Raw genomic sequence first — 13,896 nt, 5'->3', positions numbered from 1 at the left:
CTAGAACTGGACGACGAGGCGGCCGTCGGCATCCCCTGCATCCAGACGGCGGAATGCCTCGTTGATGTTGCCGAATTCCATCGTCTCGACGTTCGAGTGCACCAGGCCGTCCTTGGCCAGCTGCATGATCTGGTCGCGTTCCAGGCGGGTGCCGTCGGCGCTGCCGATGATGGTGATGCCCAGGTCGATCAGTTCCGCCGCCTTGAACGTGAACGGGTTGTTCGGAAGCGCCACCTGGATGAATCGGGCGGTCGGGGCCGCCAGGGTGAACATGTTCCGGAACACCTGAGGCGAGGGCGCGAAGCTCAGCAGGGCGTCGGCGCCACCGAGCTCGTGGATTGCCTTTTCGGCTTCCTCTCCCGGTGCGTAGGCGGCATGGGCGCCCAGGCGCTTGGCGGTTTCCAGCTTCTTGGGATCGAGGTCGATGCCGACGACCTTGGCGCCGAAGAGCTTGGCGAACTGGATAGCGTACTGTCCCAGGCCGCCCAGGCCGAAGACGACCACGACGGACCCGGGCTCGATGTTGGCCTTGCGCACCGCGCTGAAGGCGGTGACACCGGCGCAGAGCAGCGGGCAGGCTTCCTCCGAGGAGAGCTCTCCCGGGATGTGGGTGACCCAGTCGGCGGGGGCAACGATGTACTGGGCAAAGCACCCGTCGACGTGGACGCCCGTGGCCTGGCTGTTCTGGCAGTAGGTCTCCAGGCCCTTGCGGCATTCGCGGCAGTTGCCGCAGGCGGAGTAGACGAAGCCGACGCCGACCCGTTCTCCCGCGGTCAGTTCCACGCCGTCGCCGACGGCAACGATCGAGCCGACACCTTCATGGCCCAGGATCGCCGGCTTGGGGCGCGGAAGCTCGTCCTCGCCCTTCCAGAAGTGCACGTCCGTGTGGCAGACTCCGCAGCTTTCCATCTTGACGAGGACCTCGCCTTTGCCCGGCTGCGGGATGGCGGTCTCGCGGATTTCCAGGGGGCTGTTGTCTTCGGTGAAGTAAGCGGCCAACATGGTTTCAGTCATCGTAATTCAGCTCCTTGTGAGGGTTTTGGCGCGGGAGGTCGGGTAACCGCCCAGGCCACGGGGTACAACGATTAGTACGGACAGTGCCCAGTAGATGAGCCCGGCTGCGACGGCGGCGAGCAGCGAGGCAGTGGTGTACCGGAAATATCCTGTGTGTTCAAAACTCAGCGGGTTGAAGGTGACGGTGAAGATCACGATGCCGATCACCGTTGCTGCCATCGCTGCGATGTTGTAGCCGCCGGTGAAGTAGTAGACCGACGACTTGTCTTCGATGAAGAGTTGTTTGAGGTCCACCCGCTGCCGGCGCAGGAGGAAGTAGTCGACAAGCATGATTCCGGTGAGGGCGCTGTAGATGGCCGCGGTCCACACCAGGAATGTCATGAATCCATCGTAGAGACCCGGAATGGCGAACATGACAATCACTGGGACAATGCAGAATCCGTAAACGAGCCACTCCCAGGACACGTTCCTGAGCAGCGCACCGAACATCTGGCGCAGTCCCACGACGGCCGTGTAGAGGATGTTTGCCATGCTGGTGATGTTCGCGAAGGCGATGAACACCAGGACGATGGCACTCATCCACAGTCCCCCGGTTTCGGCCATCCACTGTGTCGGGTCGGCGTTGCCGTACTTGATTGCCCCGATGAGGCCCACGGCTTCACCCAGGCTGGCGGCGAATCCGATGCCGATCAGGTTGGGCCAGAAGGCTGTGCGTTCGTTCTTGGTGATGCGTGACAGGTTGCCGATGTACGGCCACCAGGAGAAACCGGCGGCAATGTTGATTTCAACGGCGATCATGAAGTTCACCGCGTTCGAATCGAACGGACGGGCGAGCGCATCAAGGGCAAGAAGATCCGAGAGCGAGGAATCCGAGAGGAACAGCCAGATCATGAAGCCCATGACCAGGATCAAGGCGGGGGCGACAATGACGTTGAACAGCTTGATGGAGGTCGGGCCCTTGGCCACGATGTAGGCCGTCAGCGCGATGGCAATGATCGTAATGACATAGATGTACGGTGCGTTCGGATCCGGTTCCCGGTCGCTGACAACGCTTATCGCGGAGTCGATCGAACGGCCGAACATGGTCCCCAGGACCACCAGCCAACCGACCGTCAACAGGATCATGGCCACCGTGTAAATCACCCGGCTGCCGTTGTGGCCGAACACGCTGCGCATGAACGTGTATTGCTCGGTGCCGTACTTGCCGGCGCTGACGGATACGGCGAGCCCCACCAAAAGGACGCCCAGGACGTTTCCCAGGATGATGGCGACGAGACCGCTCTTCACGTCGACGACGAGCGCCAGCGATCCTCCGATGAGAAAGCCCCAGGTCGCAATCGCGAGTGCCGCATTGGCCCACGTGTATTCCCAGAATCCCCACAGCCGCTTTGACGGCGGCAACGGGGCCCTTCCTCGTTCTGCTTCAATGGTGTAATCCATTGGGAATCCTCTGTGATCGGTACCCCTTAGTCAGGGGTTTTGGGCAGTGAAGGTTGCTTACTGAAAAACCAGAACCAAGGCATACGTCGCGACGAGCAAGACGCCCACAAAGATGTACTCGGCCTTGGTGAGCTGCCCGGGCTGCCGCTTGCCTTCGCGCTCGGCAAAGTAGGCGCACACCTTGTCACGTTCCGCTTCAAAGCCCGCGAGATCCAGCTCGGCCCCGACTCCATCAACTTCTTCGCTTGTTTCGTTCATTTCTCGCCATTCCTTCGCTTTATTGCCTGAATACCAAGGACAAGTTCGATCACCCGACTAGATTAATGGGCAGCGGCATCCACGCGCTCGTGGGCCAGCGGGAACTTGGTGAGGCATCCAGATTCAACGGTTTTTAAGGCTGCGGCCTCGGCCAACTCGTGTTCTGTAGGTCACATTCCAATCGTGGCCCCACCCTGTGACCTGCACAACATCAATACTGTAATCACCTCGATTTTGCCGCTGTTACACTTTGTAAATGACCTTAACGATTCGCCGAGTTCTAGGGGTTTCGGCGGTCAGCGACGGACATCCGCGGGTACTCGGCCAGGCTCGGCTCCTGGATTCCCCGGTACGCGGCATCCACGTCACGGAGTCCGCGGATCTGTCCGGGCTCCTGGAAGGCGGGGAGCTCATCCTCAGTTCCGGCCTGTCATTGACGGCAGCACTCGAGCCCACACGGGCCTTCTTGGACGGCCTGGCCGCAGCGGGGGCGGCGGGCGTGATTTTTTCTTTCCTTTCCGACGCACCCGAAGTCAAGAAGTGCCTGGAAGTTGCTGCCGCAACGGCGCAGATTCCCGTGATTTTGCTGGATGACAGGGTCCGTTTCGTGGCAGTCACCGAAACCGTGCATCGGCTCATCTATTCCGCAGCCAGGGGGCTGAGCGGGTTGGACGCGGTATCGAATTTCCTTTCATCGACAGCCGCCTCGCATCTGGACCTGCGGGAGCTTTTCTCCGCGATCGCAGACATGCTCGACGCACCCCTTGTCCTCGAGGACTCGCTGTCCGCAGTCGTCATCCACCAGGGCCTGGACCCGGAGCAGATGCGACGCTTTATCCATGCGCCCACCGCTTCGAAGAACCTGGGTACAGGTGTCCGTGTCGTGGGCGACGAGAACTGGCTGGTCTACCCGGTCATCGGCCACGGCCGGAAGGTGGGACAGCTGGTTTCAACGGTTGGCGCGGGGAACCCGCGCGCTTCCCTGGGCATGCAGGAGGTTGGTGCGTCTTTCGGCGAACTGCTGCCCCACAGCTCCACAGACTTGGCATTGGCCCGGCAGGAGTCGCTGTCGACCATGGTCAAGGACGTACGCTCGGGCGAAATCCAAGGCGAAAAGGAATTGCTCCTGCACGCGGCAATGCTGGGCGTGGCATCCGTCGACCTGTTCGTGCCCATCGCCATCAACTTCAAGCAGCGCGGCAGCGCCGTGCCGCTTTCGACAAGCCTCGACCTGGCAGCCATTACCGCCACGCTCCAGGACACGCTTCGCGGCTCGCGCTACCCGGCCTTCGCATGCGATTCCGGCGCGAACGGGGTGGGCATCGTTCTTTGCCTGCCCTCGGCAGCCGATGTCGAGGCTGCCCTGTCCGCCGTCCATGACGGCATCGGCACGGCACTCAGCGCCCATGGCAACGAGCGCTCGTGGACGATGGGCGTGGGAACCGCGAGCCACGAGTTGGGAACCACCGCGCTGAAGGGCTTGGACGAGGCGTTGCGCGTGGCGCACTCGGCGTCGACCATGGACCATTCCGGGGCCCCGTACCACCGGGCCAGCGACCTCGGCTTCCGCTGGCTCATGCAAAGGCTGCTGGATGTGGAGGAAAGCCGCACCTACGTGCATGACCAACTAGCGCCGTTCCTTGACGAGCCCGAATACATGGACTTCATCGAGACCTATCTGCAGACCAACGGCAGCATCGCGGAGTTGTCCCGGGCACTGCACTTGAGTCGGCCAAGTGTCTACGCGCGGCTGCGGAGGATCGAAAAGGTCCAGGGTCGCGAGCTGACCGACGCCGACACCATGACCTCCCTGCACCTTGCAGTAACCCTGTACCGACTGGGTATCCGGGGATAGAACCCTGCCGCGCACCGGGAACCGGCCGCGGGTGAAGATCCCGGGTCCCGGTGATTCCTGCCGTTCCTCGCCGCCGCGGGCGACCAGCAAACCTCGTCGGCCACCGCATGCCCACCGGGGAAGTTCCCCGTAAATGCAGTACGACCCGCCCGGAACATTCGGGCGGGTCGTACTGTCTGCTCGTGCTGTGGTGTTACAGCTTGACGCTTTCAAGGGCCTCGACGGACCCGACGCAATCCGTGCAACGACGCAGTTCGTCCTTGGCGGCGCAGTCCGCGCAGAACAGTCGCAGGTTCCGGCAGGAAAGGTTCGAGCAGTTCTCAAACTTGTTGGTTGGCGCCTCGCAGCAAACGCACTTACCGATGGTCACGGCGTCGTCGCTGAACTCCATGTGCATGCGCTTGTCGAAGACATACAGCGAGCCTTCCCAGAGGCCCTTGTCGCCAAAGGTCTCTCCGTAGCGGACGATGCCGCCCTGCATCTGGTAGACCTCGGTGAAGCCGCGGTTGACCATGAGAGATGAAAGCACCTCACAGCGAATACCGCCTGTGCAATATGTCACAACAGGCTGGTTTTTCATGTCATCGTATTTGCCGGATTCGATTTCGGCGATGAAGTCGTGAGTTGTTTCGACGTCGGGAACGATCGCGTTCTTGAACTTGCCGATCTGGGCTTCAAAGGCGTTTCGGCCGTCGAAGAAGTGGACCTCCTGGCCTGCAGCCTTCTTCGCTTCAACCAATTCGTGCAGGGCCTCGGGCTTGAGGTGCACGCCACCGCCGAGCACGCCGTTGTCGTCGACCTTCAGCTCACCCGGAGCACCGAAGGACACGATTTCATCGCGGACTTTCACGGAAATACGCGGGAAATCCTCGGCAGATCCCTCGGACCACTTGATATCCATCTTCTTGAATGCCGGATACTCGCGGGTGGCCTTGACGTACTGCTTGACGGCAAAGATTTCGCCCCCGACAGTTCCGTTGATGCCGTCCTTGGAGATGATGATGCGTCCACGAAGACCCCACCTCTCTAGGAGCGTTCGCTGCCAAAGGCGCACGGCCTCGGGGTCGGCGAGTGGGGTAAAGGCGTAATACAAGACAATTCGGTTCTGCGACACGCTGTTAAGCCTAGGTGCAAAATCCAATTTAAGGCATCCGAAGTGTCAACCGTCACCGGGATGTTCGAGTGTTTCAAGCGTGCAACAGTTCACCTCAATGCAACCCATCGGGCCGCTTCACGGGGTAGGGTCGAGCTATGGGATCTACTGCAAGTGATGAACTAATTGGTACTTGGGTTACCGGCTGGGCTGGTGCGCGAGGTTATGAGAACCGACACGAGGGTCGGGTCCATGCCGCCCTGCGCCACGATACTTCAGGCGACTGGGAGTACGTTATCTATGAGCCGTCCAATGAAGAATTGGTGGCTGTCGCCGAGACGCTGCACAAGCACCCGAAGCGTCGCCTGACGGCATTCGCCAACGAAATTTCCTCGCTCATCGAAGCGGCCCAGGCTGCCGGACTAAACGTGGTCAATTCCGAAGAAGTACTCATGGTCACCGAGATGAGTGGCCACGATGTCGAGGAACCGCGGCCGGCGGAAGGGTTCGCCTTCCAGATCGAACGCGACAACACCCACGCCTATGTCTCAATCCACCCCGTGGAAGACCCCGAGGTTGTTGCCGCCAGCGGCCACGTGTCCGCAGTCGATGGATATGCGATCTTCGACCGCATCATCACCGCCCCGGACTTCCGCCGTCGCGGACTGGGAAGCCTGATCATGCGCGCCTTGGTCTCCCTTGCGTTGGAGCACGATGTCGAGGAAGGCTTGTTGATCGCCTCGCTCGATGGCCAGAAACTCTACCAGTCGCTCGGCTGGACCAACCTGGGCAACGTCGTTCTCTTCGAAGGCAAGCAGGACGCCTAGCTTCAAAAATCTTCATTTGGTGGTGGGTCTTGCCTTGGCGAGGCCCACCACTTTTTGTCACCCGACCAGCAGCTGACGCCCCAGGATGCCACAATGATTCGGTGAACGCTTATTCGGAACAGATCGCCTTGTTGGGCCACGGGCCAACCCCCTCGGCACTGCTCCATTCCCGCACCGTCCAAGCCCGCGAAGCGCTCAACGGACCGTGGCCCGATTGGGTCCATCCGGAGGTTCGCGAAGTCTTTGAACGCACAGGCGTCAGCGCCCCATGGCTGCACCAGGTCCAGGCGGCGGATCTTGCCCACCAAGGCAAACACACGATCATTGCCACCGGCACGGCCTCGGGCAAGTCATTGGCCTACCAGTTGCCGGCCCTGAACGCCATCCACACCTCGTCCCTGGGGAACCAGGCAAGCCTGGTTCCCCAGGACGGCACAGTGCTCTATCTGGCTCCCACCAAGGCCCTTGCAGCGGACCAGCTCTCCGCGATTACGGGTTTCGGCCTCTCGAGCGTGCGGGCCGCCAGCTACGACGGCGACACCGAAGTCTCCGCCCGACGCTGGATCCGCGACCACGCAAACTTCATCCTCTCCAATCCCGACATGCTGCACTTTGGCATCCTGCCGAACCACACCTGGTGGGCACGGGTCCTGCGCCGGTTGCGCTATGTCATCATCGACGAAGCACACTCCTACCGCGGCGTCTTCGGATCGAACATCGCCAACCTGCTGCGCCGGCTGCGCCGGATCTGCGAACACTACGGGGCAAATCCGGTCTTTATCGGAGCCTCGGCCACCAGCGCCGATCCCGCCGCATCATTCTCCAAGCTCATTGGCGCCACGGCGCAGGAAGTCACCACCGATTTCTCGCCCAAGGGCGCATTGACCATCGCACTGTGGGAACCCCCGCTTACGAACCTGCATGGTGAAAACGGGGCCCCCACCCGCCGCACGGTCGTAGCCGAAACCTCGAACCTGCTCGCCAACCTGGTCTGTTCCCACGTGCGAACGCTCGCCTTCATCAAGTCCCGGCGTGGAGCCGAAACCATCGCCACGATCACCCGAAGCATGGTCGACCAGGTCCACCCCTCGCTGCCCGATCGCGTCGCGGCTTACCGCTCCGGCTACCTGCCGGCCGAACGGCGCGAACTCGAGGAGCAATTGCGCAACGGGACGCTTCTGGGCGTGGCCTCAACCTCCGCACTTGAACTGGGTATCGACGTGGCCGGCCTCGACGCCGTGTTGGTGGCGGGTTGGCCCGGCACCAGGGCCTCGTTTTTCCAACAGATCGGCAGGGCGGGGCGTGCCGGGCAGGACGCCTTGGCCGTGCTCGTGGCGAGCGACGACCCCCTGGACACCTATTTGGTCAACCACCCCGAGGCCATCTTCGAAGCCGGCGTCGAGGCGACGGTGTTCGACCCCGAAAACCCCTATGTGCTTTCCGGCCACCTCTGCGCGGCTGCCGAAGAGCTTCCGTTGCGGCCGGAAGACCTTGCGGCGTTCGGTCCATCCGCCCACGGTTTGCTTGATTCGCTGGTCGCGCGCGGCTTCCTGCGCCGGCGCCCCGCAGGCTGGTTCTGGACGCATCCGGAACATGCCGCGTCGATGGTCAATCTGCGCGCCGATGGCGGCGGACCGGTGAGCATCATCGAATCCGACACGGGCGCTCTTCTGGGAACCATGGATTCGCCGCAGACCCACTATCAGGCGCACACCGGCGCCATCTACGTCCACCAGGGTGCCAGCTACGTGGTGGACGAACTGAACGAAATGGACCACTGCGTCATGGTGACAAGGGCCAACCCTGATTTCTACACCCAGGCGCGCGACATCACCACGGTCGAGGTCAAGGACATCGAACGTAGCGTGCCATGGGGCCCGATCACCGCGAACTTTGGCGACGTGGTGGTCACCACGCAGGTGGTGTCGTTCCAGCGAAAGTCGGTGATGAGCAACGAAATCCTCAGCGAGGAGCCCCTGGACCTGGAGGCCCGCGACCTGCACACCAAGTCCGTGTGGTTCACCATTCCCGAGAAGCGGTTGATCGCCGCCGGGATCTCCCCCGAGGAATTCCCGGGCGCACTGCATGCCGCCGAGCACGCAGCCATTGGATTGCTGCCGCTGGTCGCATCCAGCGACCGCTGGGACATCGGCGGGGTCTCCACCGCGCTCCACATGGACACCTCCATGCCCACCATATTCGTTTACGACGGCCACCCCGGCGGAGCCGGGTTCGTGGAGCGCGGATACGAGAAGGCCACAGCCTGGCTGGGTGCCACGCGGGATGCAATTGCCGCCTGTGAATGCGCCAGCGGGTGCCCGTCCTGCGTCCAGTCCCCCAAATGCGGGAACAAGAACAACCCGCTGGACAAGCACGCCGCGATCCGCCTGCTCTCGGCCATCCTCAGCGAGGCGGCCCGCTCGGTCTGAGGCTTCCCTTCCGGGTGGTCTACGGTGCCATGCGCCAGGGTTGCGGCGGCGGTCCCGCACGCGCCACGGCAACGGCATGGCCGAACGGCGGAAGCCAGCCAACCATCGCGACCGGAACCTTGACGGAGATTTTCACAATCTCGCCGCTGGTTCCCTGTCTGCTGCATTCGGTGAGTATTGCCTGATTGGTCCGGGCCGTTTGCCTGGCAACGGCACATGGTTCCCCCGGAACCAGGAAACGTGCGGCATCGGCGCCGGCCAGCGCCGCAAGGTCCGCGGCCGTGGCTGCCTTCGACGCCGCGTGGCTCGTGGCGGACAGCATGAGCACCACCACCAGCGCGAAGAACGCCAGGAAGACGACCGAGACCATCAGGACCGTCCCGTTGCCTGCCTCCGCATCGCCGCCGGCCACGGAAACGCATGTCCGCTTCACGGTTCGTTCTCCTTCCTGGCCGAGGCCTCCGCGGTCAACCGGATTTCCCCCAACAGCGGCAGGGCCACGCCGGAGGTGACAGCAACCGTTTCGTAGCCGGCCTCCGACCCCAGGGAGACGTGCAGGCCGGCTCCGCCGATACGCAGGGCCGTGGCAATGGCTTCGCCCTGGTCGGTTCCCCTGGCCAGCTCCCTCGCCGCCGCGCTTGCGGCCTGCTGAATCCGAACCTGTGCCCCGCCAAGCATTCCCGCCGCGGCCACCACCGTGAGCAGGAGAGCAACGCCCGGCAGCAGCACCGCGATTTCCGCGGTGCTGCTGCCGGCTTCCGGATGCGTTGGCATGCCCATGGTCCCTAAAAGGACAGCGCCTGACGGATCAGCCCCATGAGCATTCCGCGCACGTCGCCGCTGGAGAGAATGCTGACCAGCAGCCCGGCAAAGGCCACGGCCGCCAGCGTGACAATGGCAAATTCCGCCGTGGTGCTGCCCTCTTCGTCCCCGATGGCCCTCAGATCGATGTGCCCCGGCGATACCAGCTCGACCTCGTGTTCCATGTGCTGCCTGCCTTTCCTTGCTGATTATCTTGGGTGTGTTGCTTGTTCACGAGCGTTCCGGCCGTTGGGCCCGGATTGGCTCCCCTTGAGTCTGGCTCCGCGGCATCCGGACGGGGCCCCGCAGGTGCGGTGCTGGGGATAACCGGGAACGAGGTCGCGGCACATGCACTGTGCGGGGAAGCCATCCGAGGCACATCAGAAGTCCGGGAGCAGCGAAATGACGATGGGAACCACGCCAAGGCAGACAAAAGCCGGCAGCGCGCACAGCCCCAGGGGAATGACCAGCTTGATCCCGAACTCCGCACCGCGTGCCTCCGCCTCCCGGATTTCCCGCTTGCGCCCCGAGGCCGCCGCCGAACGCAGGAGCCTGGCCGCGGGTGCCCCGCTGAGCTGGGTGAAACGCAAGGACGGTTCCAGTTCCCGAACCGTTTCGGGCACCTGGCTCCACGCCCGGTCCCAATCAACGTTCAACTCCAGCGCCCGGGCAACGCGCGTCAGCGGCCCATAGCCGGGCACGTACCCGCCCACGATTTCCAGCACTGACCGCACCGGCAGCCCGGATTCCAGCAACGTCGCACACATTTCGAGCACCATCGGCGGCGATTCACGCTTTTCCGCGGGTGGCGCTTCGGGCCGGGAACAGCCGGCGGACGGGGACCGGACGGACGGGCTCCCCGACCACATCCAAACCGCCAGGCCCGCCAGCAGCCCCGCCACCAGGTAAGCCATCACGAGGGAACCTGCCTCACGATCTTCACCAGCATCAGGTGGCACCACCAGCGGTTCGCCAGCCACAGCAACACCCCGGCGAGCAGCGCCAGCCTGCCCACCGGATGCGTAGTGAGCACCGCCAACGGGTTGATGCCCAGCAGCTGACCCAGGCCAAGCCCCACCAGCGGCAGGAAGGTGAGCAAACGGCTGGTGGCGCGAGGTCCGGCGAGCGCGGCATCCAGGGCCCGGCGAATGTCGGCCGAGTTCTCGAGTTCCGCCGCCAGCTGGTCGAGCAGATCGGCCAGCGCGGCACCTGACTGTTCCGAGATGGCGAAGCACCAAGCCAGGCGTGCCCACAGCCGGGAATGGTGTTTGCTGGACGCCGAGTGTTCGGCCAGTCCCGTGCGCAGCGTCCCTCCGGTGCGCATTTGGGTCAGTGCCCTGGCGCACCCGGCATGGATGTCGGCCCCGGCGCTTCCCGGGGCGTCGGCCCAGATTTTCTCCAGCAGCTCCAGGGCCGCGGCGTTGGAGCATCCCGCACGCAGCAACGCCGAAAGCTGGCGGATGAGCTTCCCGTATTCCTCCGCCTCGTGTGCCTCGTCGCGGGCCGGACGCCGGAGGGGGAACCGGGTTCTCCCGGCACGGGCGACGGAGCCTGCCCGCGCCCCGCGGCCGGGTCCGCCCGGTCCCGCGTTCCCCGGACGCCGGAAGAGCCAGATGGCAAGCCCCGTCAACGCCGTGGCGCAAAGGATCGTCACCATGGGCTGGCCACTCCCCTGGACTGCAGCCGAAAGCGGAACCAGTCAAGCGCCTCGGATTCCCGGGCGGCCTCCCCGAGCTCGCAGATGACCTGTACCTCCAGCGCCCCGGCGGGGTTGAGCACCAGCCGCCCCAGCTGCACGGGGTGCCGGAGGCCCGTGCGTGCATCCCTGGCCACATGGATGAGCAGGTCCAGGGCGCTCACCGCCTGCAGCGTGGTGGCCTGGGGATCCATCTTCGCCAGCGCCCCCATCGCGAGCAGCCGGGCCGGCACGGCCTGGACGCTGTTGGCATGCACCGTCCCCGCGGCCCCCTCGTGCCCGGTGTTCATGGCGCCCAGGAAATCGCCGATCTCCGCCCCCCTGCATTCGCCGACCACCAGCCGGTCGGGCCGCATGCGCAGGGACTGGCGCACCAGCATGTTCAACCCGACTTCCCCGGCGCCCTCGACGTTTCCGCCGCGCGCCTGCAGGCCGATCAGGTGCGGGTGTTGCGGGGTGAGCTCCGCCGAGTCCTCGACCACGATAATGCGTTCGTTTGCAGGCACCCCGGCGAGCATTGCCGCCAGCAGCGTTGTCTTGCCGGCGCCGGTTCCGCCGCTGACCAGGAAGTTCAGCCGGGCGGCGACGATCGCCCGCAGCGCCTGCAGCCAATCGGGGCGGGCCGGGTCGATCAGGCCGGCCAGCTCCGGGCGCGCTGTCCGCTTGACGCGCACCGAGATCAACGTGCCGCCGGTGGAGATCGGCGGCAGCACCGCATGCACCCGGTAGTTGCCCAGGGTGAGGTCGACGAAGGGCTGCGCGTCATCCAGCCTGCGGCCGGCGGCCGCCGCAAAGCGCACGGCCAAGGCCCGCAACGCGGCGGGGTCGGCGAAGCCGGATCCGCTGGGTTTCAGGCCGTCGGCCCCGTCGACCCAGATCCGGCCCTGTCCGTCGACCAGCACGTCGGTGACCCCGGGCTGCCGGGCGAATTCCTCGAGCATCCCCAGCCCGTGGATGTCCCGGCTGAGGTTTTGCACCATTTCGGTGGTGGTGTGCGAACCGATGACGCTGCCGGTGGCCTGGACGGCCGAGGCCAGGTCGACCTCGCTCAGTCCCCCGTCCCTGCCCAGGGCGCGCATCCTCACCTGTTCCAGGACCTCCGGGCTGGTTGCGGCCTGCCCGGTCCCCGGCCCTTGTTCCCAGCGGCGGCGCCCGGTGCGCCGCTCCGGGGCGTTCATGCCGCCCTGCCCGTGGCCGCCTGCTCCGGGGCGCCCAAGGAGGCGATCCTGCGCCGAAGGGCGGTGCGGGCCAGCACGCCCATCAGCCGGCCCTCCGCGGCCGCGCGTTCAACGGGCTTGAGCCGGGGCAGGTAGCCGCCCAGGGGAAGGCCCAGCCCGTGGGCCAGGGCGCGGGTGTCGGCACCTGCGGCCAGCTTGCCGGTGAACACCACCGACCAGCCGGCGCCGGCCGCGGCGGGGATGCCGCGGTTCACCGCGCACCGGGTGGGCATGACCAGCAGCCGCTCCCCGCAGGGTGCAAGCACGCCGGGCGGCACCGCGGGCAGCCGGCCGGCGTCGATGACGATGTGGTCGTAGATGCGCCGGGAGGCCGCCAGCACCGCCACCAGAAGCGCTTCGTCCGGCACGAAGCTGCCCGGTTGGCGCACCCAGGACAGCACCGCGCTGCCCTGCGAGAGCGGCAGGATCTCCGCCAGCTGCCCGGGTGCCAGCGCCCCGCGGCTGTGCTCCAGGTCCTCCCAGCCGATTCCGTCAGGTTCCCGGGAACGCAGCATCGGCCAGAGCCCCGTGGACGCACTGTCGGCGTCGATGAGCAGCGTCCGCTGCCCGGCCAGGGTGTGGGTTGCGGCAAGCAGCGCGGCGAGGGTGCTGGTGCCGGCTCCCCCGCAGCCGCCGGCCAGCAGCGTGATCCGGGCGGCCCCGCCGTTCAAGCCAAGTTCACCCAGGTACTCCCCGAGCCAGGCTGCCGCCCGCGGAAGCACGGCGACCCTGGCCCCGGGGTTGCGGGCCGCCGCCCGCCAGAGCACGTCCTGGTGTTCCTCGGCCCCGGTCAGCACCAGCCCGGCCCCGGGAAGGAGGCCCGCAGCCTCACCCACGCAGTCGTGCCCGACCAGGATGGTTTCCCGCGAGTGAGTGCGTGCCTGTTCCGCCGCACGGCACTGGAGAAGCTGCACCCCGGCGCCCAGGGCGATCAGCGCGATCGACTGTGCCAGCGCGGTGTCTCGGGTGAGCAGGATGCAGCGCGCCGCCTGCACCTCCCGGGACACCTGCCGCGGCTCCGGGATTTGGCCGTGCAGTTCTTCCGCCCAAGGTTCCGGGCGCGGTTCAGTCCGGTTTTCCTGCATGTCCGACGGATCCGCCGCTTGCAGCTGCTGCAACGCGGCGCGCAGCGCCGGGTATTCGGTCGTCCCGGAGCCACGCTGCGGTCTCCGGGGCAAACCGGCGACGAACCGTCTCTCCTCTTCCATGCACCCCAGTGTGGGGCGGGCACCGGTCCCGGAGACCGTTCCGCGCACACCCTGTGCA

14 protein-coding genes are annotated in these 13,896 nt (G+C 65.2%); 3 read left to right on the top strand and 11 right to left on the bottom strand.

The genetic code is table 11. The annotated features are described in order from the left end of the window. From ACIQLF_RS15605 to ACIQLF_RS15595, 3 genes are read right to left on the bottom strand one after another with little or no spacing between them, the layout of a single operon-like run. Nucleotides 1-1,014 carry an alcohol dehydrogenase catalytic domain-containing protein gene (locus ACIQLF_RS15605; protein ID WP_400300248.1) on the bottom strand — a complete coding sequence of 338 codons (1,014 nt, stop codon included), beginning with the start codon at nucleotides 1,012-1,014 and terminating at the stop codon, nucleotides 1-3. A 6-nt stretch (nucleotides 1,015-1,020) separates the two neighbouring features. Continuing rightward, nucleotides 1,021-2,454 (bottom strand): purine-cytosine permease family protein, encoded by a 1,434-nt coding sequence (locus tag ACIQLF_RS15600; RefSeq protein ID WP_400300245.1) that lies wholly within the window; start codon nucleotides 2,452-2,454, stop codon nucleotides 1,021-1,023. 57 nt (nucleotides 2,455-2,511) lie between these two features. Beyond that, nucleotides 2,512-2,712 carry a hypothetical protein gene (locus ACIQLF_RS15595; protein WP_400300242.1) on the bottom strand — a complete coding sequence of 67 codons (201 nt, stop codon included), beginning with the start codon at nucleotides 2,710-2,712 and terminating at the stop codon, nucleotides 2,512-2,514. A 256-nt stretch (nucleotides 2,713-2,968) separates the two neighbouring features. Here ACIQLF_RS15595 and ACIQLF_RS15590 point away from each other — a divergent pair, with 256 nt between their 5' ends. Further along, on the top strand, nucleotides 2,969-4,567 hold the full coding sequence (locus ACIQLF_RS15590) for a PucR family transcriptional regulator (RefSeq protein ID WP_400300239.1): 1,599 nt from the start codon (nucleotides 2,969-2,971) through the stop codon (nucleotides 4,565-4,567). Between the two features lie 193 nt (nucleotides 4,568-4,760). Here ACIQLF_RS15590 and ACIQLF_RS15585 read toward each other — a convergent pair whose 3' ends face one another. Next, complete coding sequence (locus ACIQLF_RS15585; RefSeq protein ID WP_400300236.1) at nucleotides 4,761-5,681, bottom strand: rhodanese-related sulfurtransferase; 921 nt, start codon at nucleotides 5,679-5,681, stop codon at nucleotides 4,761-4,763. A 137-nt stretch (nucleotides 5,682-5,818) separates the two neighbouring features. Here ACIQLF_RS15585 and ACIQLF_RS15580 point away from each other — a divergent pair, with 137 nt between their 5' ends. Continuing rightward, a complete protein-coding gene (locus ACIQLF_RS15580; RefSeq protein WP_400300233.1) occupies nucleotides 5,819-6,487 on the top strand; it encodes a GNAT family N-acetyltransferase in 669 nt (222 codons plus the stop codon). Between the two features lie 101 nt (nucleotides 6,488-6,588). Beyond that, nucleotides 6,589-8,916, top strand: coding sequence for a DEAD/DEAH box helicase (locus ACIQLF_RS15575; protein ID WP_400300230.1), 2,328 nt, complete (start codon nucleotides 6,589-6,591; stop codon nucleotides 8,914-8,916). A gap of 19 nt (nucleotides 8,917-8,935) precedes the next feature. Here ACIQLF_RS15575 and ACIQLF_RS15570 read toward each other — a convergent pair whose 3' ends face one another. From ACIQLF_RS15570 to ACIQLF_RS15540, 7 genes are all read right to left on the bottom strand, one after another. Then, nucleotides 8,936-9,349, bottom strand: a complete 414-nt coding sequence (locus tag ACIQLF_RS15570; RefSeq protein WP_400300227.1) for an Rv3654c family TadE-like protein — start codon at nucleotides 9,347-9,349, stop codon at nucleotides 8,936-8,938. Beyond that, nucleotides 9,346-9,690: a TadE family type IV pilus minor pilin gene (locus ACIQLF_RS15565; RefSeq protein ID WP_400300224.1), complete on the bottom strand. Its 345-nt coding sequence runs from the start codon at nucleotides 9,688-9,690 to the stop codon at nucleotides 9,346-9,348. Before ACIQLF_RS15565 ends, ACIQLF_RS15570 begins: the two co-directional genes overlap by 4 nt. A gap of 11 nt (nucleotides 9,691-9,701) precedes the next feature. Next, nucleotides 9,702-9,902, bottom strand: a complete 201-nt coding sequence (locus tag ACIQLF_RS15560; RefSeq protein ID WP_400300221.1) for a DUF4244 domain-containing protein — start codon at nucleotides 9,900-9,902, stop codon at nucleotides 9,702-9,704. Between the two features lie 195 nt (nucleotides 9,903-10,097). Next, complete coding sequence (locus ACIQLF_RS15555) at nucleotides 10,098-10,631, bottom strand: type II secretion system F family protein (protein WP_400300322.1); 534 nt, start codon at nucleotides 10,629-10,631, stop codon at nucleotides 10,098-10,100. Next, a complete protein-coding gene (locus tag ACIQLF_RS15550) occupies nucleotides 10,631-11,374 on the bottom strand; it encodes a type II secretion system F family protein (RefSeq protein WP_400300219.1) in 744 nt (247 codons plus the stop codon). Before ACIQLF_RS15550 ends, ACIQLF_RS15555 begins: the two co-directional genes overlap by 1 nt. Continuing rightward, on the bottom strand, nucleotides 11,368-12,591 hold the full coding sequence (locus ACIQLF_RS15545) for a TadA family conjugal transfer-associated ATPase (RefSeq protein WP_400300216.1): 1,224 nt from the start codon (nucleotides 12,589-12,591) through the stop codon (nucleotides 11,368-11,370). The genes ACIQLF_RS15550 and ACIQLF_RS15545 overlap by 7 nt, the downstream gene beginning before the upstream one ends. Further along, complete coding sequence (locus tag ACIQLF_RS15540; protein WP_400300213.1) at nucleotides 12,588-13,838, bottom strand: hypothetical protein; 1,251 nt, start codon at nucleotides 13,836-13,838, stop codon at nucleotides 12,588-12,590. Before ACIQLF_RS15540 ends, ACIQLF_RS15545 begins: the two co-directional genes overlap by 4 nt. Between the last annotated feature and the right edge of the window lie 58 nt (nucleotides 13,839-13,896).

Source organism: Paeniglutamicibacter sp. NPDC091659, from assembly GCF_044756805.1.
In the GTDB taxonomy this organism is placed as follows: domain Bacteria; phylum Actinomycetota; class Actinomycetes; order Actinomycetales; family Micrococcaceae; genus Paeniglutamicibacter.
The sequence above is the reverse complement of the archived record's forward strand: the minus strand, read 5'-3'. Positions and strand labels throughout refer to the sequence as shown.

Excerpts from the sequence above, each read along its gene's own strand:
- ACIQLF_RS15550 (WP_400300219.1), bottom strand. The coding sequence starts at position 11,374 with ATGGTGACGATCCTTTGCGCCACGGCGTTGACGGGGCTTGCCATCTGG.
- ACIQLF_RS15595 (WP_400300242.1), bottom strand. The coding sequence starts at position 2,712 with ATGAACGAAACAAGCGAAGAAGTTGATGGAGTCGGGGCCGAGCTGGAT.
- ACIQLF_RS15555 (WP_400300322.1), bottom strand. The coding sequence starts at position 10,631 with ATGGCTTACCTGGTGGCGGGGCTGCTGGCGGGCCTGGCGGTTTGGATG.
- ACIQLF_RS15540 (WP_400300213.1), bottom strand. The coding sequence starts at position 13,838 with ATGGAAGAGGAGAGACGGTTCGTCGCCGGTTTGCCCCGGAGACCGCAG.
- ACIQLF_RS15605 (WP_400300248.1), bottom strand. The coding sequence starts at position 1,014 with ATGACTGAAACCATGTTGGCCGCTTACTTCACCGAAGACAACAGCCCC.
- ACIQLF_RS15545 (WP_400300216.1), bottom strand. The coding sequence starts at position 12,591 with ATGAACGCCCCGGAGCGGCGCACCGGGCGCCGCCGCTGGGAACAAGGG.
- ACIQLF_RS15590 (WP_400300239.1), top strand. The coding sequence starts at position 2,969 with ATGACCTTAACGATTCGCCGAGTTCTAGGGGTTTCGGCGGTCAGCGAC.
- ACIQLF_RS15560 (WP_400300221.1), bottom strand. The coding sequence starts at position 9,902 with ATGGAACACGAGGTCGAGCTGGTATCGCCGGGGCACATCGATCTGAGG.
- ACIQLF_RS15565 (WP_400300224.1), bottom strand. The coding sequence starts at position 9,690 with ATGCCAACGCATCCGGAAGCCGGCAGCAGCACCGCGGAAATCGCGGTG.
- ACIQLF_RS15580 (WP_400300233.1), top strand. The coding sequence starts at position 5,819 with ATGGGATCTACTGCAAGTGATGAACTAATTGGTACTTGGGTTACCGGC.
- ACIQLF_RS15600 (WP_400300245.1), bottom strand. The coding sequence starts at position 2,454 with ATGGATTACACCATTGAAGCAGAACGAGGAAGGGCCCCGTTGCCGCCG.